The sequence below is a fragment of the Serratia sp. NCCP-200 genome, assembly GCF_059697885.1.
On record NZ_BAAKUJ010000013.1, the window covers coordinates 1 to 20,996 of the forward strand.

The following is a 20,996-nucleotide window of genomic DNA, read 5'->3' on the forward strand; positions in this document are numbered from 1 at the left end:
ATATTTTTTTGCTGCCGAAGCAGCTGGATATCGTCTTGTGAGTGCCCACACAGATTGTCTGATAAATTGTTAAAGAGCAGTGAGTTACGCGCTTTCGCTTGCTAACTCGAGGAGGCGTATATTACGCTTTCCTCTTTCAGAGTCAACCTTAATTTCAGGTTTTTTCTCTGCGACCCCCGGAGACTCTGTGAAGTTGTTCACATGTTCCGTGTCGATGGAGGCGCATTATAGGGAGTTCCACGCAGGCCGCAACAGGTATTTTCAACAAAAAACACCGTTTGCTGCATTCCACAGCAAAACCCGTCCTTATACCCGGTTATGCACTAACTTATCCACAGAACGCATTTGGTCGGAAAATTTACGAGCGCCACGCAAACGTTTTCGCTACAATTCCCCGCGACGAAACAATCCCCGTTTTTATCGGGGCGCTACCTGAATCTGTTCCTGTCCTTCTTTATATAGGAAGAAATCCCCTCTATATAAGAAGCAACAAGGTGGAGATCCACGTAACGCTCTTTTATTGCGACTCAAAGCCAAGGGATAAAACCATGCAACAACCTCGTCCAATCCGCCGGGCCCTGCTCAGCGTGTCCGACAAAGCCGGAATCGTTGAATTCGCCGAAGCCCTCTCCCAGAGAGGCGTCGAATTACTCTCCACCGGTGGCACTGCCCGCCTGCTGGCCGATGCCGGTCTGCCTGTTACCGAAGTTTCCGACTACACCGGCTTCCCGGAGATGATGGACGGACGAGTCAAAACCCTGCACCCGAAAGTGCACGGTGGCATTCTGGGCCGTCGCGGCCAGGATGATGCCATCATGGAACAACATACGATCCAACCGATCGATATGGTTGTGGTAAACCTGTATCCCTTCGCGCAAACCGTCGCTCGCCCAGATTGCTCGCTGGAAGACGCCGTAGAGAATATCGATATCGGTGGCCCAACCATGGTGCGCTCGGCCGCCAAGAACCATAAAGACGTGGCCATCGTGGTCAAGAGCAGTGACTACGCCGCAGTGATCACCGAGATGGATAACAACAACGGTTCACTGTTGTACCCAACCCGTTTCGACCTGGCGATCAAAGCGTTTGAGCATACCGCCGCCTATGACAGCATGATCGCCAACTACTTTGGTACCCTGGTGCCACCTTATCACGGTGAGACCGAACAGCCTTCCGGCCGCTTCCCACGTACGCTGAACCTGAACTACATCAAGAAACAGGATATGCGCTACGGTGAAAACAGCCACCAGCAGGCCGCCTTCTATATAGAAGAGAATGTGCAAGAGGCCTCCGTGGCCACCGCCGACCAGTTACAGGGTAAAGCGCTTTCCTACAACAACATCGCCGATACCGATGCGGCGCTGGAATGTGTGAAAGAGTTTGCCGAGCCGGCCTGCGTGATCGTCAAGCATGCCAACCCTTGTGGCGTTGCTATCGGTGAGAACCTGTTTGCCGCCTACGAGCGCGCTTACCAAACCGATCCAACCTCGGCCTTTGGCGGCATTATTGCCTTCAACCGTGAACTGGACGCCAAAACGGCACAGGCAATCATCAGCCGTCAGTTTGTTGAAGTCATCATTGCGCCAAGCATCAGTGCAGAAGCCCGCACTCTGCTGGCGGCGAAACAAAACGTACGCGTGCTGGCGTGTGGCCAATGGCAACATCGCGTCGCAGGGCTGGACTTTAAACGCGTCAACGGGGGTCTGTTAGTACAGGATCGCGATCTGGGTATGGTGACCGGATCCGATTTGCGCGTGGTATCCGAACGCCAGCCAACCGCTCAGGAGCTGCGTGATGCGCTGTTCTGCTGGAAAGTGGCCAAGTTCGTCAAATCCAACGCCATCGTCTATGCGCGCGACAACATGACCATCGGCATAGGCGCCGGGCAGATGAGCCGCGTTTACTCCGCCAAGATCGCCGGGATCAAAGCCGCTGACGAAGGGCTGGAAGTCAAAGGCTCCGCCATGGCGTCTGACGCCTTCTTCCCGTTCCGTGACGGTATTGATGCGGCTGCAGCGGTTGGTATTACCTGCGTGATCCAGCCGGGTGGGTCGATTCGTGATGATGAGGTGATTGCAGCAGCCAACGAACACGGCATCGCGATGATCTTCACCGACATGCGCCACTTCCGCCATTAATCCCTTTTGCTGCGTGCGCTCAATGCGCACGCCGTTTATGGAGCACCTGATGAATATTTTAATTATTGGCAACGGCGGGCGTGAACATGCGCTGGCCTGGAAAGCGGCCCAATCGCCATTGGCAGACAAGGTTTATGTGGCCCCGGGTAATGCGGGTACTGCATTGGAAAACAATCTGACCAACGTCGATATCGCCCCAACAGATATCCCGGCGCTGGTTGCCTTTGCCAAGGATAACGCCATCGATCTGACCATCGTTGGCCCGGAAGCGCCGCTGGTGATCGGCGTGGTAGATGCCTTCAAGGCCGCCGGGTTGAAAATCTTTGGCCCGTCACAGGCCGCAGCACAGCTTGAAGGCTCCAAAGCCTTTACCAAGGATTTCCTGGCTCGCCACGCTATCCCAAGCGCTGCCTACCAGAACTTTACCGAAGTGGAACCTGCCTTGGCCTACGTACGCAGCCAAGGCGCGCCGATTGTTATCAAGGCAGACGGCCTGGCGGCAGGCAAAGGCGTGATCGTCGCGATGACGTTACAGGAAGCCGAAGACGCCATTCAAGATATGCTGGCAGGTAATGCGTTTGGCGACGCCGGGCATCGCATCGTGATCGAGGAGTTCCTGACAGGCGAAGAAGCCAGCTTTATCGTCATGGTCGATGGCGAGAACGTGGTGCCAATGGCCACCAGCCAGGATCATAAACGTGTCGGTGACGGCGATACTGGCCCGAATACCGGCGGCATGGGCGCCTACTCGCCAGCGCCAGTGGTGACGGATGAAATCCACCAGCGCGTAATGGACCAAGTGATCTGGCCAACCGTGCGCGGCATGGCGGCGGAAGGCAACACCTATGTTGGCTTCCTGTACGCTGGCCTGATGATTGCTGAGGATGGTCAACCCAAGGTGATCGAATTCAACTGTCGCTTTGGCGACCCGGAAACTCAGCCGATCATGCTGCGCCTGCGCTCCGATCTGGTTGAACTCTGCCTGGCAGGGGCCGAAGGCAAGCTGGATAAGAAAACTTCCGAGTGGGATGAACGCCCTGCTCTCGGCGTGGTATTGGCGGCTGGCGGCTATCCTGCGGATTATCGCCAAGGGGATGTGATCCACGGCTTGCCTCAGCAAGAAGATGCCAATGGCAAAGTGTTCCATGCCGGAACGCGTATGCAAGGAAATGACGTCGTGACCAACGGCGGGCGTGTGCTATGCGTTACGGCTTTGGGCACAACGGTGGCTCAGGCTCAGCAGTTAGCCTATCAGCTAGCGGAAGGTATTCAGTGGCAAGACAGTTTCTGCCGCAAGGATATCGGCTACCGCGCTATCGCACGCGAGCAATAACAACTCTTTGAGATACCAGCAGGCTCTGTTCGCAGGGCCTTTTTTATGCGCTAAAGGGTGTCTTTGGTGGGTTCCCAACTGCAGAAGTCATTATTTGCCACCAATAACAGCTCACGACCTTCCGGCCCATCTAACCAGGCTACGTTCACTGGCTGACTGCTGTTGGCCGCACGCCGCATGATCCACTCTTCAGCCTGTTGGTCCAAACCCGGCTTCACAACTTCGCCGTTGCACAGCTTCACCGCGCCTTGCTGCCAGTGCCCTTGTAACAGCCGTACTCGACCGGCATTAAGCGCATCGCTCAATTCCAGTATCCGCCGGGCCTGATATTGATAGAGCACAACTTCATCGTTGGAGAGTTTCTGGCGCTGAGTGGCCAGTTGGCGCTGCATAAAGCTGACGGTACCGTTGGCGGTGAAACGCAGTTGAATAGAGTCGCGATCGCCATCCGCATCGTTGCGTTTGATTTGGTACAACACACCATGCTGATATTCATACAGCGTTGTGACGGTACCCGGCCCGCGATAAGGGCTGTAGACACTCAACAGCGCCACTGGCCGCTGCTGGCCGTCATCCATCCTCCACACCCGCATTACCCCCTGATCGGCCACAAAGCCGCTGGCGGTAAAGGTTGGCGGGGCAGAACGGAAACTACAAGCACTCAAGGCAGCGACAACCGTAGCCGCCATGAGTGCCCGTTGAATAAACAAAAGGGGCGCCAACGCCCCCCTGTTTAAACCTTTCTGGAACACGCGATTAAGACTTAACCGCGTCTTTCAGTGCTTTACCAGAAACGAACGCAGGCACGTTAGCTGCTGCGATTTTGATTTCTTTACCAGTCTGTGGGTTGCGGCCAGTGCGCTCGCTACGATGGTTTACCTTGAAAGTACCGAAACCAACCAATTGTACTGCATCACCTTCTTTCAGGGACTCAGTAATGGCAGCCAGGGTAGATTCCAGAGCCAGCTTAGCTTGAGCCTTGGAAAGGTCAGCCTTCTCTGCGATTACGTCAATCAGTTGAGTCTTGTTCATAAGTTATCCTTACAGTGTGTTTATCGTTTGCAAAGCATCGAGTGCGACGGATATGCCGATGGACAGCACTCTCCTGCATACACGCACCGATAGCCACTTTTTTTTCGCCCCCCAAATGTAGACCAGACAGGGTGCGGATGTGAAGCCTTAAGGCACGACAAATCAGACGTTAAATCACGTTTTCTTGCCTTATTGCGTTAAATTTATCCCAATGTTACTCACCGCGGCCTCGCGCAGGTCAGATCGTAACCCTTTGATCAGATCCAGATCACGCTCTTCGCAGGCGGCCAACAGGCGGAAAATCTCCCATTGAATGTCCCATTCTTCCTCAACGGCAGGCAAAATTTTCAGCTCTTCGTCGGTCATTTCTTTGCCAGCCTGGGTCATTTCCAACATCGCCACGGTGCGAATTGAGGTTTCGCTGATGGCAATGGCGTGCTCCAACGTCTCTCCGCTGAGGCGCGAATGGATCAATTCCCCTAATGCGATGCAGGCATCGATCGCTGGGTAAACGCCATAAAGATCGTAATCTTCTGCCGACGGGATCGCCTCTTCCAACTTTTCCAGTTGGCTGTCAAAGTTGACCTTGGCGTCTTTCACCACCAGCGTTTCCCAGACCAAGTCCAGGATACGGCGATAAACGGCCGGGTCACCAAATTCCGTCTGCAGGCAGAACATCTGGTAATTCGGGTACATACGCTCGCACAGGCAGGCCATAAAGGTCAAATGCTGCCAGCTTTCCAGCTTTTCCAGGCGTAAATGAATCGGGTTACGTAGCATTGTCTACTCTCTTACTCATTATCTGCCGCGCAGTGTACCCGAAATCGCTCATTACGACACCTCTGGATGCTGCTGTAACCAGCGTACAAAGGCCGGACGACGTGAGGCAATGGCATCGGCCCAACGCGTGGGCTCCGGCAAGCGGTAGCCTGCCATGCAGCGTTGCACCCAGGCCAAAGCGCTGTCGGTGCTCACGCGATGGCCCGTGGCGATAAATAACGGATTACAACGCTCTTTGCTTCTCCATACCCATCCCAGCTGTTCGCCCTTGTCCTCCAGCGCGGCCAGCGAGCCAACGGTAGCGTCCAGCGGGGAAAATTTACCACATAAACGCTTCTTGGCCACGCCAATGGTTGGCACGTTGACCAGCAGGCCAAAGTGGCTGGCGACCCCCAAACGTCTCGGATGGGAAATGCCATGGCCATCGACAAAGATCAGGTCGGGCTTCTGTTGCAGTTGCTCCCAAGCGGCGATTAGCGCAGGGTATTCGCGAAACGAGAGAAATCCGGGGATATAGGGCATGGTGGTGCTGATACGGGCGATCTGATACTCCACCAGCTCGAGTGAAGGATAGCGCAGGATAGCAATGGCGGCGCGTGTTACCGCGCCTTCTTGTTCAAAACCGACGTCCGCACCGGCGATAAACGCCGGTGGGTCTTGCAAAAAATCATCGTGTCGAATGACTTCCCCGGCGCGCCTTAGCTGTTCGGCGCGCAGAGCCTGAGTATCGATCACAGCGTCTCCTTGCGGTTTAGCGGTGGTATTTGGCCGACAGCGCATGCACCGCTTCAACGAAGGCCCCGGCATGTTCCGGTGGCACGTCTTGATGAATACCGTGGCCAAGATTGAAGACATGACCTTCGCCCTGGCCAAAACCGGCCAGAATGGTTTCCACTTCCTGGGCGATGCGTTCCGGTGCGGCGTATAGCATGGAAGGATCCATATTCCCCTGCAGCGCGACTTTATCGCCCACACGGCGGCGCGCATCGGCAATATCGGTGGTCCAATCCAGGCCCAACGCATCGCAACCGGTGGCCGCCATCGCTTCCAGCCACTGGCCGCCGCCTTTGGTGAACAGCGTCACCGGCACCCGGCGTCCGTCATTTTCACGCAGCAGGCCATCGACGATTTTATGCATATAGTGCAGTGAGAATTCGCGATAATCACGGCCCGTCAGCACGCCGCCCCAGGTATCGAATACCATTACGGACTGCGCCCCGGCTTTGATTTGGGCATTGAGATACAGGATCACACTGTCTGCCAGCTTATCCAGCAGCAAATGCAGCGTCTGCGGCTCGGCGTACATCATTTTCTTCAGCTTGGTGAATGCCTTGCTGCTGCCGCCTTCGACCATATAGGTCGCCAACGTCCATGGGCTGCCGGAGAAACCGATCAGTGGCACTTCACCCTTCAATTCACGGCGGATGGTGCGCACCGCGTTCATGACATAGCCCAGCTCGTCTTCCGGATCGAATGCAGGCAGCTTCTCCACATCGGCACGGCAGGTGATTGGCGAAGAAAAACGCGGGCCTTCCCCGGTTTCGAAATAGAGCCCAAGCCCCATGGCATCGGGAATGGTGAGAATGTCGGAGAACAGGATGGCGGCGTCCAGCGCATAACGGCGCAGGGGCTGTAATGTCACCTCACAGGCCAGTTCGGCATTTTTGCACAGCGACATGAAATCCCCGGCCTGAGCACGGATGGCTTTGTACTCTGGCAAATAACGACCGGCCTGGCGCATCATCCATACAGGGGTGAGATCCACCGGCTGGCGCAGCAGCGCGCGCAGGTAGCGATCGTTCTTCAACTCATTCATTTCTTGGGCTCCCTTGATTATCTGCCGACATTGTACATTATTCTGCCCGACACAGCGCCACGGTGTCCTCGATCAGGCGGCGCGCCACGGTACCAGGCGGTGGCAGCAGCGGCAGTTGGTCATAGCGATACCAGCCCGCATTGAGCAACTCTTTAGGATCGTGGCGCAGTTCACCGCCCTGATACTCGGCCATAAACGCCATCATCAGCGAATGAGGGAACGGCCAGGGTTGCGAAGTCACGTAACGCAGGTTGGTAATGGCGATATTACTTTCTTCCATCACCTCGCGCGCTACGGCCTGCTCCAGGGTTTCCCCCACCTCCACAAACCCCGCCAGCACGGTATGGATCCCCCCACGGTGACGCACATGCTGTGCCAGCAGGATCTCATCATTGCGGCGGATAGCGACAATTACGCAAGGGGCAATCTGCGGGTAATAACGTTCGCGACAGTTGTCGCACAGGCAAGCGCTTTCGGTGCGGCTAAGGTGCATCTCATGACCGCAGTAGCCACAGAACCGGTGCGAGCGATAAAAGTCGGCCAGCTGTACGCCGCGCCCGGCCAGTTGGAACAGGCCGCGATCGAGACTGAGCAGTTGCCGCACCGATCCCATCTCTTTCGGCATCGGCTGGCGCACCAGCCAGACCGGTGCCCCCTCCCATTCGCCAATTTGCCGAGCCGGTCGGCCTTGTAAGGAAAATAATGCGGCAGAACCAAACGGCAATTCACCGTTTGGTAACCAAATTTTGCTTTCATGGCTGACGATCCACCAGCCATTTTCGTTACCCGTTAATGCAAGTTCCATATGTTGTTGCACAACCTCTGCTTCACTGGCAATCTAGGAATGCTCTTTGTTACATTTTATTAACTTACCACTTTTTCTTTCTCTTACACACGGAGTCAACCATGCTCAACCGATTGGAAAGCCTGACTCAGCGCGTTGGTGGCAGTAACGAATTAGTCGATCAATGGTTGCAGGCACGCAAGCAGCTACTGGTTGCCTACTGCAGTTTAGTCGGCATTAAACCCAACAAAGAAAAGCATACGCCGCTCAATGAAAAAGCGCTGGAGAACTTTTGCCATAATCTGGTGGATTATCTCTCTGCCGGGCATTTTCACATTTATGACAAAATTATCAAACAAGTGGAAGGATCCGCCAGCCCCAAAATGGCGCTAGCCACCAAGTTCTACCCCAAATTACAGGCCAATACCGAAGCCGTGATGGCGTTCCACGACCGCTACACAGAAGTCGATATCGATGACGTGTGTGAAGAACTCAATCAGGCGCTGTCAGATATCGGCGAAGCCCTGGCATCACGTTTCGCCTTGGAAGATCAATTGATCCAACTGGCGACAGAAACCTGGCAGCAGGGCCAGCCTGGCACCAATAATACTGAATCTATGTCTCATCCAGCCTAATTATCCCCCCATAGATTTCAAGCCGTAGCTAGGCAGCCAACAACGCTACGGCTTGAAAGATGACGGGGGATGGCTTGTAGTTTTTGTTTACCCTCTTATACTGAGGGCTCTTGTCGGAGTGCCTAGCGCTGATTTTTCATTAAATTGGCCAGGCTGAGACCGTTAATTCGGGATCCGCGGAACCTGATCGGGTTAATACCCGCGAAGGGAACAAGAGTAATCTATCGCCATAGGCAAGATGCTCCCGCCAGGGGCTGTGCCTGCCTTACCGGCTACCATCATTACTCCCTCCGAGCTCCAGACAAGCAATTTTCCACACATCACTACACTGATAGGAATTTGCTATGTCTACCGTGAACCAACCTCGTGCCCGTAAACAGCAGCGTGACCAAGCGCAAGATTTTATCGACTCTCTGCAAGGCGTTACCTTCCCTAACTCACAGCGGATCTATCTCGCAGGGTCGCGCAGCGATATTCAGGTACCCATGCGTGAGATCCAGCTCAGCCCGACGCTGATTGGCGGCAACAAAGACCAGCCCCAATATGAACAGAACGAAGCCATTCCGGTGTATGACACCGCAGGGCCGTATGGCGATCCGCAAGCGTTGATCGACGTACATCGTGGCTTGGCCAAGGTGCGAGCGGACTGGATCGCCGAACGTGCCGATACCGAAGCGTTAAGCGGCGTCAGTTCCGGCTTCACGCAACAACGGCTGGCGGATGTTGGGTTAGACCATCTGCGCTTTGAGCACCTGCCGCTGCCCCGCAAAGCCCTGCCGGGTAAATGCGTTACGCAGTTGCATTACGCTCGCGCCGGTATTGTCACCCCAGAGATGGAATTTATCGCCATTCGCGAAAATATGGGCCGTGAGCGCATTCGTGGTGAAGTGCTGCGCCACCAGCATCCCGGCCAAAGCTGGGGCGCCAATCTACCGGAAAATATCACGCCGGAATTTGTGCGCCAGGAAGTGGCCGCTGGCCGCGCCATCATCCCCGCCAACATCAACCACCCGGAATCCGAGCCGATGATTATTGGTCGTAATTTCCTGGTGAAGGTGAATGCCAATATCGGCAACTCGGCGGTCACCTCTTCGATCGAAGAGGAGGTCGAGAAGCTGGTGTGGTCAACCCGCTGGGGCGCTGACACCGTGATGGATCTCTCCACGGGCCGTTATATCCACGAAACCCGTGAATGGATCCTGCGCAACAGCCCGGTGCCGATTGGTACGGTACCGATCTATCAGGCGCTGGAGAAGGTGAACGGCGTAGCGGAAAACCTGACCTGGGAAATGTTCCGCGATACCCTGCTGGAACAAGCTGAGCAAGGCGTCGATTACTTCACCATTCACGCCGGGGTGTTGCTGCGCTATGTGCCAATGACCGCCAAACGCCTGACCGGCATTGTCTCCCGTGGCGGCTCGATCATGGCGAAGTGGTGCCTGTCGCACCATCAGGAAAACTTCCTCTATCAGCACTTCCGCGAGATCTGCGAAATTTGCGCCGCTTACGATGTCTCGCTGTCACTCGGCGACGGCCTGCGCCCGGGCTCGATCCAGGATGCCAATGACGAAGCGCAATTTGCCGAGCTGCATACGCTGGGCGAATTGACCAAGATTGCCTGGGAATATGATGTGCAAGTGATGATCGAAGGCCCAGGCCACGTGCCGATGCAGATGATCCGCCGCAACATGACCGAGGAGCTGGAACATTGCCATGAAGCACCGTTCTACACGCTGGGGCCATTGACTACCGATATCGCACCGGGTTACGACCATTTCACCTCCGGGATCGGCGCGGCAATGATCGGCTGGTTCGGCTGTGCGATGCTTTGCTACGTGACGCCGAAGGAACACCTGGGGCTGCCTAACAAAGAAGACGTGAAACAGGGGCTGATCACTTACAAGATCGCCGCTCACGCCGCCGACTTGGCAAAAGGCCATCCGGGCGCACAGATCCGCGATAACGCCATGTCCAAGGCGCGCTTTGAGTTCCGTTGGGAAGATCAGTTTAACCTGGCGCTGGATCCACAAACCGCCCGCGCCTATCACGACGAAACGCTGCCGCAAGAATCCGGCAAGATCGCCCACTTCTGCTCCATGTGTGGGCCGAAGTTCTGCTCCATGAAAATCTCCCAGGAAGTGCGTGACTATGCCGCCGCACAAGAGGCAGCCAAACCGATCGAAGTGCAACTAACCGGGATGGAGAAAATGTCGGCTGAATTCCGCTCACGCGGCAGCGAGCTCTACCACAGCGCGGCCAATTTGCAGGAGGAGATAAATAATGACTAACCTCACCTCTCCCTTCCCTGCAACACCGCACAGGCTGGGTTTATACCCGGTTGTCGACAGCGTTGAATGGATCGCCCGCCTGCTGGAGGCAGGCGTTACCACTATCCAGCTACGCATCAAAGATCTGCCAGACGAGCAAGTAGAGGCGGACATTGCCGCCGCCATTGCCCTTGGCAAGCGCTATCAGGCCCGGCTGTTTATCAATGATTATTGGCGGTTGGCGATTAAGCATGATGCCTACGGCGTCCACCTGGGGCAGGAAGATTTGGACACCACCGATCTGGCAGCTATCCATCGTGCAGGATTGCGCTTGGGCGTTTCCACCCATGACGATGCCGAGCTGGCCCGGGCGCTCGCCGTCAAACCTTCCTATATCGCACTGGGGCATATCTTCCCAACGCAAACCAAGGATATGCCCTCTGAACCGCAAGGCTTGGCCGAGTTGCAACGCCACGTCGCGGGATTACAGCAGTATCCAACAGTCGCCATTGGCGGGATCAGCATCGAGCGCGTCCCCGCCGTGCTGGCTTGCGGCGTTGGCAGCGTGGCGGTGGTCAGCGCCATCACCCAGGCACCAGACTGGCGCGCCGCTACGGCAACGCTGCTGCAACTGATTGAAGGCAAGGAGTCGCGCGATGCTCAATGACCAAGAGTTCTTGCGCTACAGCCGGCAGCTACTGCTGGAAGACGTCGGCCCCGAGGGGCAGGAAAAGCTGAAACAAGCCACGGTGCTGATCGTCGGGTTGGGGGGACTAGGCTCTCCGGCGGCGCTATATCTCGCTGCCGCTGGCGTTGGTATCTTGCTGTTGGCCGATGATGACCAGCTACACCTCACCAATCTGCAACGGCAAATTCTGTACCGCACTGGTGATATCGCCGCCAACAAGGCTCAGTTGGCGAAGCACCACTTGCAAGCACTGAACCCTCTGGTGGAGTCGATCGCGCTGGAGCAACGCCTGCAAGGGGCTACGCTGAGCGATGCGGTCGCCCGTGCCGATCTGGTGCTCGATTGCAGCGACAACATGGCCACCCGTCATGCGGTGAATGCCGCCTGCATCCAAGCCAGCGTGCCGTTGATCAGCGGCAGCGCGGTGGGGTTCAGCGGCCAGTTGCTGGTTATCGAACCGCCTTATGCTCATGGCTGTTATGCCTGCCTCTACCCGGAACAAACCGAACCGCAGCGCAACTGCCGCACGGCGGGCGTGCTCGGCCCGGTCGTCGGTGTGATCGGAACGCTGCAGGCGCTGGAAGCGATAAAAATGCTGGCTGGGCTACCCTCTTCCCTTAGCGGCAAGCTGCGCCTGTTCGACGGTAAGCAGCAAAGCTGGAGCACCCTGCAATTGAGCAAAGCCAGCACCTGCCCCCTCTGCGGAGAGCCAGCATGAAGATCACCCTCAACGATCAACCGCTGGAGCTGGAGCAGCCGTTAAGCATTGGCACATTGCTCGAACGGCTGGAACGCCACCAGCCAGGCAGCGCATTGGCGATCAACCAGGTCATCATTCCACGCAGCGACTGGGCCACCCGTCAGGTGCAGGACGGTGATGACATCTTGCTGTTTCAAGCGATTGCCGGAGGCTGACATGCTGCAAATCGCCGATACCACCTTTACCTCACGCCTGTTTACCGGCACGGGGAAATTCGCCACGCCCGAATTAATGCTGGCTGCGCTACAAGCCTCCGGCTCACAACTGGTCACTATGGCGATGAAACGCGTCGACCTGCGAGGCGGGAATGACGCCATTCTGGCACCGCTGCAACGGTTGGGCGTGAAATTACTGCCCAACACTTCAGGGGCAAAAACGGCAGATGAGGCGGTGTTTGCCGCCCGGCTGGCGCGTGAAGCACTGGGGACTCACTGGGTCAAACTGGAAATTCACCCAGAAGTGAAATACCTGCTGCCAGATCCGATCGAAACGCTCAAGGCGGCGGAAACCCTGGTCAAACAGGGCTTTGTGGTGCTGCCTTACTGCGGTGCCGATCCGGTGCTGTGTAAGCGGCTGGAAGAAGCGGGTTGTGCCGCCGTGATGCCACTTGGCGCGCCGATCGGTTCTAACCGTGGCTTACTGACCCGTGATTTCCTTGAGATCATTATTGAACAGGCCCAAGTGCCGGTAGTCATTGATGCCGGGATCGGTGCCCCAAGCCATGCGTTAGAGGCGATAGAACTGGGAGCCGATGCGGTACTGGTCAATACCGCCATCGCCGTGGCGCGGGATCCGGTGCAAATGGCCCGTGCTTTCCGCCTGGCACTGGAGGCCGGAGAGTTAGCACGCAACTCAGGGCTAGGCAGCCGCCAGTCTATCGCTTCAGCATCCAGTCCGCTGACGGCGTTTCTCAGCCATTCAGAGGAGACACGCTGATGGCCAGTGATTTTAGCGAGCGCCTGCTCGGGTGGGATTGGGATGACCTGACGCTGCGCATTAACAGCAAAACGGCGCGTGACGTTGAGCAGGCACTCAATAGCCCCAAGCTGACGCGGGAGGATTTTATGGCGCTTATCTCCCCTGCAGCTGCCCCTTATCTGGAGCCCCTGGCGCAACGAGCACAGCAGCTCACCCGCCAGCGTTTCGGTAACGTGGTGAGCTTTTATGTGCCGTTATATCTTTCTAACCTGTGTGCCAACGATTGTACCTACTGCGGCTTTTCGATGAGTAACCACCTCAAGCGCAAAACGCTGGATGCGGCAGAGATCGAACGGGAATGTGCGGCCATCAAGGCGCTAGGATTTGAGCATCTGCTGCTGGTGACCGGGGAACATCAGCGCAAAGTCGGCATGGATTACTTCCGCCAGCACCTGCCCGCCATTCGCCGCCATTTCAGTTCGCTGATGATGGAAGTACAACCTCTGGCACAACAAGACTACGCTGAGCTGAAAACCCTTGGGCTGGACGGTGTGTTGGTCTATCAGGAAACCTATCATCCCGCGACCTATCGGCAGCACCATCTGCGTGGCCAGAAACAGGATTTTCATTGGCGGTTGAGTACACCGGATCGTCTGGGGCGCGCCGGGATCGACAAGATCGGCCTGGGGGCGTTAATCGGGCTTTCCAGCAGTTGGCGCACGGACTGCTATCTGCTGGCGGAGCATCTGTTTTATCTGCAACAGACTTACTGGCAGAGCCGTTACTCGATCTCGTTCCCTCGCCTACGGCCCTGTGCCGGTGGTATTGAGCCGGCCTCGATCATGAGTGAACCGCAACTGGTACAGTTGATCTGTGCTTTCCGGTTATTCGCTCCTGACGTGGAGCTTTCATTATCTACACGAGAGTCGGCCTTCTTCCGCGACCATATGATCCCGGTAGCCATCAACAGCGTCAGTGCCGGTTCCAAAACCCAGCCGGGTGGTTATGCCGACGATGTGCCGCCAGAGCTGGAACAGTTCGAACCGCACGACAGCCGAACGCCGCAGCAGGTGGCACAGGCAATCGGTGCCGCTGGGCTACAGCCGGTGTGGAAAGATTGGGATGATTATCTGGGACGCGCTACGCAACTGCCTGCAACGGTTACACCATCAAGCCAATAGGTCTGGAAACACTGCGCAAAGCCGCCAAGGCAAGCTGGCAGGGAAAAATGGCCTGGTTATAGTGGCGGTGTTGGCAAGCGTTTCTAAGCCAACCAAGGTTATCTCCCCCTCTTGATAACCTTGCTTACCAAACGCCGGAGCGTGCGGGGACTGGCCGCACGCTTCCGGTTCCTTGGTTGACTTTGCCTATAAAATATAACTTATACGTTATTATAATCCATAGGTTATGTTGACTATTCACCTGTGGGGGCTTATATGTATGAATTGCTATTTCACCCCGAGGCAGAGAGCGAAATTTATGAGCTCGAACCTGTTATGCAGGCCAAGGTGCTTAAAGGACTTGAAAAGCTGGAAGCTAAAGGACCGGAACTGAGATATCCGGACACGGACATCATCGAAGGCGGATTGTTTGAGTTACGGGTTGGCCGAAAAGATATCACCAGAACGTTTTTTGCTTATGCGAAAAGACGTAAGATCTACATCTTAAGAACGTTCATAAAGAAATCCCCTAAGACACCGAAAGCTGAAATAGCCTTGGCGAAGTCAAGATGGGAGGAACTGAAAGATGACAGTTAAAGGTATCAAATTTTCAGAAGTTAAAGCCAAATCTCTTGCTAATCCTGAGGTTAAAAAGGCCTATGAGGAAGAAAGCCAGGAGGAGGAACTTCGCGCAGTCCTGATCGAGATGAAGTCTAAATCAGGTCTGACAAGCACAGAGATCGCTGTACGGATGGGGGTCAGCCAACCCGCAGTGAGTCGGCTGGAGAGGAATGTTTCAAATGCAAGCCTCTCCACTTTGCGACGATATGCAGCGGCCTGTGGAATGCGCATTAAACTGTCCCTTGGATAACAACGTCCGCTAACGCGCCCCCTTGCAGGGGCGCCGTACACTGCGCCCTGTCAACGTTTCAATCCGCCGCCTGAGGTTTCATACGCATGCCTACAATGGCCGAAAGCAAACATCCCAGCGCCAGATAGGCGGCAACCAGATGCCAGGAGCCGTCCATCAACTCCACCAGCAACACGGCAATAAACGGCGTGAAGCCCCCGCCGACCACGCTTGCGACCTGATAACCCACTCCAGCACCGCTATAACGGTATGCCGTGCCGAACAGTTCGGTAAACATCGGCTGCTGCACGCTGACCAGCATGTCGTGCGCCATATTTCCCAGCATGATGGCAAAGAAGATAATCATCACCGTATTACGGCTCTCGAGCGCCATGAAAAACGGTACCGTGCTGGCAACACCAATCAATGCTCCCGTCACGTAGATCCGGCGTCTGCCAAAGCTATCGGCCAAATAGGCAAAGCAGGGGATCGAGACACAGCTCACCGCTCCCACCAACAAGCCGATATTCAGGAACAGATCCCGTGACAGGCCAAGATGGGTGGTCGAGTAGTTCATGGCAAAGGCCGTGACGATATACATCGTCAGCAGTTCGCCAAAGCGTAGGGCAATGATCAACAAGAAGGCTTTGGGATTCTGGCGCAGCGCCTCAAAGATTGGGAACTTGCGGATTTTCTCGGCCCGTTCGTGCAGCGTTTTATTGGCTTCAAACTCCTGCGACTCGTCCATGCCGTTACGGATCCACCAGGCAATGGCGACCAGCACCAGGCTGAACAGGAACGGCAAACGCCAGCCCCAGCTAATAAAGTCCGCATTGCTGGTAAAGTGGCTGACCAAGGAAACCGAGCCGGTAGCCAACAGCAAACCGACGCCAAAACCAATCTGTACACCGCTGCTGTAAAAGGCTTTTCTCTTCTTCGGTGCGCTTTCTACCGCCAGCAAGGCAGCACCGCCCCATTCGCCGCCGACGGCAAACCCTTGCACCGCTCGTAGTAGCACCAGCATGACCGGGGCCCACCAGCCGACTGAGTCGAAAGAGGGCAGCAGACCGATCAACGCCGTAGAGATCCCCATCATCCAGACGGTGATCATCAGCATGCGCTTACGGCCCAGCTTATCGCCAAAGTGCCCGAACACCATGCCACCTAGCGGACGGAACAGAAAACCGACGCCAAAGGTGCCAAAGGCGGCCAGCGTGCCCATCGTTGGGCTGACCTGCGGGAAAAATTCGGTGTTAAAGACTAAAGCGGCAACTATTCCGTACAGTAAGAAGTCGTACCAATCGACTACGGCGCCAACAAAGCTTCCCCAGGCGGCACGCCGCGCCCGGCTTTGAGAGTACTGGGTTGATGAGGTTATTTCGCTGTTGGCAGCGCGGCTGCCACTGACTGAAGTTGAGGTATCCATGCCTGTTCCGTTATTTTAACTTTACAGCACTGTACAACAAAAAGCCCCGGCTAGGATAGCCAGGGCTTTAGTCATTCACTGCAAAACGTACAGTCAGGGATCAGGTGACTTATTCGTCACTGCCGCCCAGGTTGCCAGCGTTGAGCAATTCGGCCAGGTTGGCTGTCGCTTCTTCCGCACTCACCAGCGGAACAACCGGAGTTTCACCCAGAGCCTTACGACGCATACGATCCTGGTGATAAGCGTAACCGGTACCGGCTGGGATCAGACGGCCCACGATTACGTTCTCTTTCAGGCCGCGCAGTTCATCACGCTTACCGGCAACAGCCGCTTCGGTGAGAACGCGCGTCGTTTCCTGGAACGATGCAGCAGAGATGAAGGACTCGGTCGCCAAGGAAGCCTTGGTGATACCCAGCAGATCGCGTGAGAAGGTTGCTTCGATCTTGCCTTCAGCAGCAAGTTTACGGTTAGCAATCTTAACGCGTGATACTTCAGCCTGTTCGCCTTCCAGGAACTCGGTGCTACCAGCGCTAACGATGGTCCCTTTACGCAGCATCTGACGAACGATAACTTCGATGTGTTTATCGTTAATCTTAACGCCTTGCAGACGGTAAACTTCCTGCACTTCGTTGGTGATGTAGCGGGTAACCGCATGCACACCACGCAGACGCAGAATGTCATGTGGAGATTCTGGGCCGTCAGAAACAACGTCACCACGTTCCACAATTTCACCTTCGAACACGTTGAGCTGACGCCATTTAGGGATCATCTCTTCGTAAGCGTCGCTGCCGTCCAGTGGAGAGATTACCAGGCGACGTTTGCCTTTGGTCTCTTTACCGAACGAGATAATCCCGCTGATTTCAGCCAGGATTGCCGGCTCTTTCGGACGACGTGCTTCGAACAGATCCGCAACGCGTGGCAGACCACCGGTAATATCCTTGGTACCGCCGGATTCCTGAGGAATACGCGCCAGGGTATCACCCGCACCGATCTGAATGCCGTCTTCCAGCTGCACAATCGCTTTACCCGGCAGGAAGTATTGAGCAGGCATATCAGTACCTGGGATCAATACGTCGTCGCCTTTGGCATCAACGATTTTCAGTGCCGGACGCAGGTCTTTACCGCTACCGGTACGTTCTGCGCTGTCCAGTACCACCAGAGAAGACAAACCGGTCAGTTCGTCGGTCTGGCGGGTAATGGTCTGGCCGTCAACCATATCGGCGAAGCGAATGAAACCGCTCACCTCGGTCACAACCGGCATGGTGTGTGGATCCCAGTTAGCAACGGTTTCGCCACCGTTAACTTCTGCACCATCACCTTTGCCCATTACGGCACCGTAAGGCACTTTGTAGCTTTCTTTGGTACGGCCGAATTCGTCGATCAGCTTCAGTTCGGTATTACGCGAGGTAATGACCAGCTTGCCTGAAGCGTTCATAACGAACTTCACGTTGCTCAGCTTCAGGTTACCTTTGTTCTTCACCTGGATGCTGGATTCTGCTGCCGCACGAGATGCCGCACCACCGATGTGGAACGTACGCATCGTCAGCTGTGTACCCGGCTCACCGATGGACTGGGCCGCGATAACGCCGATAGCTTCACCTTTGTTGATGATGTGACCACGTGCCAGGTCGCGACCATAGCAGTTGGCGCACACACCAAAGTCGGTTTCACAGCTAACTACGGAACGGACTTTAACGCTGTCGACAGAGTTCTCTTCCAACAGATCACAGGTCTTCTCGTTCAGCAGGGTGTTGCGTGGCACCAGGATGTCAGCCGTACCCGGCTTGATGACATCTTCAGCGGTCACACGACCCAGAACGCGTTCACGCAGTGGCTCTTTAACGTCACCACCTTCGATAACCGGAGTCATCATGATGCCGTTGTGAGTACCACAGTCATCTTCGGTCACTACCAGGTCCTGCGCCACGTCAACCAGACGACGGGTCAGATAACCGGAGTTTGCCGTTTTCAGTGCGGTATCCGCCAAGCCTTTACGAGCACCGTGCGTCGAGATGAAGTACTGGAGTACGTTCAGACCTTCACGGAAGTTCGCTGTGATTGGCGTTTCGATGATGGAGCCATCTGGCTTGGCCATCAGGCCACGCATACCCGCCAACTGACGGATCTGAGCGGCAGAACCACGAGCACCGGAGTCGGCCATCATAAAGATGCTGTTGAAGGAAACTTGTTGTTCCACCACGCCGTCACGGTTAACCACGTCTTCAACCGACAGGTTTTCCATCATCGCTTTAGCAACACGTTCGTTCGCCGCAGCCCAGATATCGATCACTTTGTTGTAGCGTTCGCCCGCGGTAACCAGACCAGACTGGAACTGCTCCTGGATCTCGGCAACTTCGGTTTCCGCTTCTTCGATGATCTCTGCTTTCTTGGCTGGGATAACCATGTCATCGATACCTACGGATGCGCCTGAACGGGCAGCGTAAGCAAAACCGGTGTACATGATCTGGTCAGCGAAGATTACGGTCGGCTTCAGGCCCAGGATGCGGTAACAGGTGTTCAGCATCTTGGAGATCGCTTTCTTGCCCAGAGGCTGGTTAACGATCGAGTAAGGCAGACCTTGCGGTACGATCATCCACAGGATGGCGCGACCGATGGTGGTATCAATAATCGAAGTCTGGTGAACAGATTCACCTTCGGTATTCTTGATCTCTTCTGTAATACGCACTTTTACGCGTGCATGCAGAGAGGCCAAACCGGCGCGGTAAACGCGTTCAGCTTCTTTAGGACCCGTCAGAACCATGCCTTCGCCTTTGGCGTTAACACAGTCACGAGTCATATAGTACAGACCCAATACAACGTCCTGAGAAGGAACGATGATTGGCTCGCCGTTCGCTGGTGACAGGATGTTGTTGGTAGACATCATCAACGCACGCGCTTCCAGCTGGGCTTCCAGCGTCAACGGTACGTGAACAGCCATCTGGTCACCATCGAAGTCGGCGTTGTAGGCCGCACAAACCAGCGGGTGCAGCTGGATCGCTTTACCTTCGATCAGAACCGGTTCAAACGCCTGGATACCCAAACGGTGCAGGGTTGGTGCACGGTTCAGCAGTACCGGGTGTTCGCGGATCACTTCGTCCAGGATATCCCAAACGACAGCTTCTTCGCGCTCAACCATTTTCTTGGCGGCTTTGATCGTTGTGGCCAGGCCACGCAGTTCCAACTTGCCGTAGATGAACGGTTTGAACAGCTCCAGTGCCATTTTCTTCGGCAGACCGCACTGATGCAGACGCAGGTATGGACCTACGGTGATGACAGAACGACCAGAGTAGTCAACACGTTTACCCAACAGGTTCTGACGGAAACGACCCTGCTTACCTTTGATCATGTCGGCCAAAGATTTCAGAGGACGCTTGTTGGAACCGGTGATAGCACGACCACGACGACCGTTATCCAGCAGGGCATCTACCGCTTCTTGCAGCATACGCTTTTCGTTGCGCACGATGATGTCCGGCGCAGCCAGATCCAGCAGGCGTTTCAGACGGTTGTTACGGTTGATCACGCGGCGGTACAGATCGTTCAGATCTGAAGTCGCGAAACGGCCACCATCCAGTGGAACCAATGGACGCAGATCTGGCGGCAGTACCGGCAGCACGGTCAGGATCATCCACTCTGGCTTGTTACCAGATTGCACGAACGCTTCCAGCAGCTTGATACGCTTGGTCAGCTTCTTACGCTTGGTTTCGGAGTTGGTTTCGTTCAGCTCTTCACGCAGCTGCTCACACTCGGCTTCCAGATCCATGTTTTTCAACAGGGCCTGAATAGCTTCCGCACCCATCTTGGCGTCGAATTCGTCACCAAACTCTTCCAGCGCATCCAGATACTGCTCTTCAGTCAGGATCTGACGACGCTCGAGGTTGGTCATACCGCCTTCTACTACCACGTAGGATTCGAAGTACAGTACACGTTCGATGTCACGCAGCGGCATATCCAGCAGCAAACCGATGCGCGAAGGCAGCGATTTCAGGAACCAGATGTGCGCAGTTGGGGAAGCCAGTTCGATGTGGCCCATACGCTCACGGCGTACTTTGGTCTGGGTCACTTCAACGCCGCACTTCTCACAGATCACGCCGCGGTGTTTCAAGCGCTTGTACTTACCGCACAGGCACTCGTAATCTTTTACCGGCCCAAAGATACGGGCGCAGAAAAGGCCGTCACGCTCAGGTTTGAACGTACGGTAGTTAATGGTTTCCGGCTTTTTAACTTCACCGAACGACCATGAACGGATCATGTCTGGCGATGCCAGAGCAATCTTGATCGCATCAAACTCTTCGGTCTTAGTTTGCGCTTTCAGAAACTTTAATAAGTCTTTCACGGATTGGCTCCTGTCGGAGTTAAACCTGTTGGGAGCACGCTGACAAATCGTGCGCCCGTGTGACCTGAACAACCAC

Annotated in this window: 19 protein-coding genes and 1 riboswitch; of the genes, 11 read left to right on the plus strand and 8 right to left on the minus strand. The window is 55.5% G+C overall.

The window, feature by feature from the left end; translation table 11 throughout:
• The first annotated feature begins 548 nt into the window (after window positions 1-548).
• Together purH and purD are read left to right on the plus strand one after the other, a co-directional pair.
• Window positions 549-2,138, plus strand: a complete 1,590-nt coding sequence (gene purH / locus AC6HVW_RS24760) for a bifunctional phosphoribosylaminoimidazolecarboxamide formyltransferase/IMP cyclohydrolase (RefSeq protein WP_137751108.1) — start codon at window positions 549-551, stop codon at window positions 2,136-2,138.
• Window positions 2,139-2,187: 49 nt separating this feature from the next.
• Entirely contained in the window at window positions 2,188-3,471 is a 1,284-nt protein-coding gene (gene purD, locus AC6HVW_RS24765; protein ID WP_071682775.1) for a phosphoribosylamine--glycine ligase, read from the plus strand.
• Window positions 3,472-3,521: 50 nt separating this feature from the next.
• On the opposite strand, the gene AC6HVW_RS24770 is transcribed toward purD, so the two are convergent.
• From AC6HVW_RS24770 to nudC, 6 genes are all read right to left on the minus strand, one after another.
• On the minus strand, window positions 3,522-4,160 hold the full coding sequence (locus AC6HVW_RS24770; protein WP_071682776.1) for a DUF1481 domain-containing protein: 639 nt from the start codon (window positions 4,158-4,160) through the stop codon (window positions 3,522-3,524).
• Window positions 4,161-4,227: 67 nt separating this feature from the next.
• The gene (hupA, locus tag AC6HVW_RS24775) at window positions 4,228-4,503 is read right to left on the minus strand and encodes a nucleoid-associated protein HU-alpha (RefSeq protein WP_021182173.1); all 276 of its coding nucleotides are present in this window, start codon (window positions 4,501-4,503) and stop codon (window positions 4,228-4,230) included.
• A gap of 189 nt (window positions 4,504-4,692) precedes the next feature.
• Window positions 4,693-5,283 carry a YjaG family protein gene (locus tag AC6HVW_RS24780; protein WP_021808056.1) on the minus strand — a complete coding sequence of 197 codons (591 nt, stop codon included), beginning with the start codon at window positions 5,281-5,283 and terminating at the stop codon, window positions 4,693-4,695.
• A 51-nt stretch (window positions 5,284-5,334) separates the two neighbouring features.
• The gene (gene nfi, locus AC6HVW_RS24785) at window positions 5,335-6,018 is read right to left on the minus strand and encodes a deoxyribonuclease V (protein WP_071682777.1); all 684 of its coding nucleotides are present in this window, start codon (window positions 6,016-6,018) and stop codon (window positions 5,335-5,337) included.
• A gap of 16 nt (window positions 6,019-6,034) precedes the next feature.
• Window positions 6,035-7,099 (minus strand): uroporphyrinogen decarboxylase, encoded by a 1,065-nt coding sequence (hemE, locus tag AC6HVW_RS24790; protein WP_497569725.1) that lies wholly within the window; start codon window positions 7,097-7,099, stop codon window positions 6,035-6,037.
• Between the two features lie 37 nt (window positions 7,100-7,136).
• Window positions 7,137-7,904: an NAD(+) diphosphatase gene (gene nudC, locus AC6HVW_RS24795; RefSeq protein ID WP_059201909.1), complete on the minus strand. Its 768-nt coding sequence runs from the start codon at window positions 7,902-7,904 to the stop codon at window positions 7,137-7,139.
• Between the two features lie 101 nt (window positions 7,905-8,005).
• On the opposite strand from nudC, the gene AC6HVW_RS24800 reads away from it, so the two are divergent.
• The 9 genes from AC6HVW_RS24800 (at window position 8,006) to AC6HVW_RS24840 (ending at window position 15,182) form a co-directional block, all read left to right on the plus strand.
• Window positions 8,006-8,518 carry an Rsd/AlgQ family anti-sigma factor gene (locus AC6HVW_RS24800; RefSeq protein WP_071682778.1) on the plus strand — a complete coding sequence of 171 codons (513 nt, stop codon included), beginning with the start codon at window positions 8,006-8,008 and terminating at the stop codon, window positions 8,516-8,518.
• A gap of 104 nt (window positions 8,519-8,622) precedes the next feature.
• A riboswitch (TPP riboswitch) is annotated at window positions 8,623-8,745 on the plus strand.
• 117 nt (window positions 8,746-8,862) lie between these two features.
• Complete coding sequence (gene thiC, locus AC6HVW_RS24805; RefSeq protein ID WP_071682779.1) at window positions 8,863-10,806, plus strand: phosphomethylpyrimidine synthase ThiC; 1,944 nt, start codon at window positions 8,863-8,865, stop codon at window positions 10,804-10,806.
• Entirely contained in the window at window positions 10,799-11,452 is a 654-nt protein-coding gene (gene thiE, locus AC6HVW_RS24810) for a thiamine phosphate synthase (protein ID WP_071682780.1), read from the plus strand. Before thiC ends, thiE begins: the two co-directional genes overlap by 8 nt.
• A complete protein-coding gene (locus AC6HVW_RS24815) occupies window positions 11,442-12,191 on the plus strand; it encodes a HesA/MoeB/ThiF family protein (RefSeq protein WP_071682781.1) in 750 nt (249 codons plus the stop codon). The genes thiE and AC6HVW_RS24815 overlap by 11 nt, the downstream gene beginning before the upstream one ends.
• Window positions 12,188-12,388 (plus strand): sulfur carrier protein ThiS, encoded by a 201-nt coding sequence (gene thiS, locus AC6HVW_RS24820; protein ID WP_071682782.1) that lies wholly within the window; start codon window positions 12,188-12,190, stop codon window positions 12,386-12,388. The genes AC6HVW_RS24815 and thiS overlap by 4 nt, the downstream gene beginning before the upstream one ends.
• Before the next feature lies 1 nt (window position 12,389).
• Window positions 12,390-13,169, plus strand: a complete 780-nt coding sequence (locus tag AC6HVW_RS24825; protein WP_497569726.1) for a thiazole synthase — start codon at window positions 12,390-12,392, stop codon at window positions 13,167-13,169.
• On the plus strand, window positions 13,169-14,332 hold the full coding sequence (thiH, locus tag AC6HVW_RS24830; RefSeq protein WP_115160438.1) for a 2-iminoacetate synthase ThiH: 1,164 nt from the start codon (window positions 13,169-13,171) through the stop codon (window positions 14,330-14,332). Before AC6HVW_RS24825 ends, thiH begins: the two co-directional genes overlap by 1 nt.
• Before the next feature lie 255 nt (window positions 14,333-14,587).
• Window positions 14,588-14,908: a type II toxin-antitoxin system RelE/ParE family toxin gene (locus AC6HVW_RS24835; RefSeq protein ID WP_059199058.1), complete on the plus strand. Its 321-nt coding sequence runs from the start codon at window positions 14,588-14,590 to the stop codon at window positions 14,906-14,908.
• A complete protein-coding gene (locus AC6HVW_RS24840) occupies window positions 14,898-15,182 on the plus strand; it encodes a helix-turn-helix domain-containing protein (protein ID WP_039996314.1) in 285 nt (94 codons plus the stop codon). Before AC6HVW_RS24835 ends, AC6HVW_RS24840 begins: the two co-directional genes overlap by 11 nt.
• A gap of 58 nt (window positions 15,183-15,240) precedes the next feature.
• Here AC6HVW_RS24840 and shiA read toward each other — a convergent pair whose 3' ends face one another.
• Together shiA and rpoC are read right to left on the minus strand one after the other, a co-directional pair.
• Complete coding sequence (gene shiA, locus AC6HVW_RS24845) at window positions 15,241-16,587, minus strand: shikimate transporter (RefSeq protein WP_368439723.1); 1,347 nt, start codon at window positions 16,585-16,587, stop codon at window positions 15,241-15,243.
• Between the two features lie 109 nt (window positions 16,588-16,696).
• The gene (rpoC, locus tag AC6HVW_RS24850; protein ID WP_021808068.1) at window positions 16,697-20,920 is read right to left on the minus strand and encodes a DNA-directed RNA polymerase subunit beta'; all 4,224 of its coding nucleotides are present in this window, start codon (window positions 20,918-20,920) and stop codon (window positions 16,697-16,699) included.
• Window positions 20,921-20,996 lie beyond the last annotated feature (76 nt).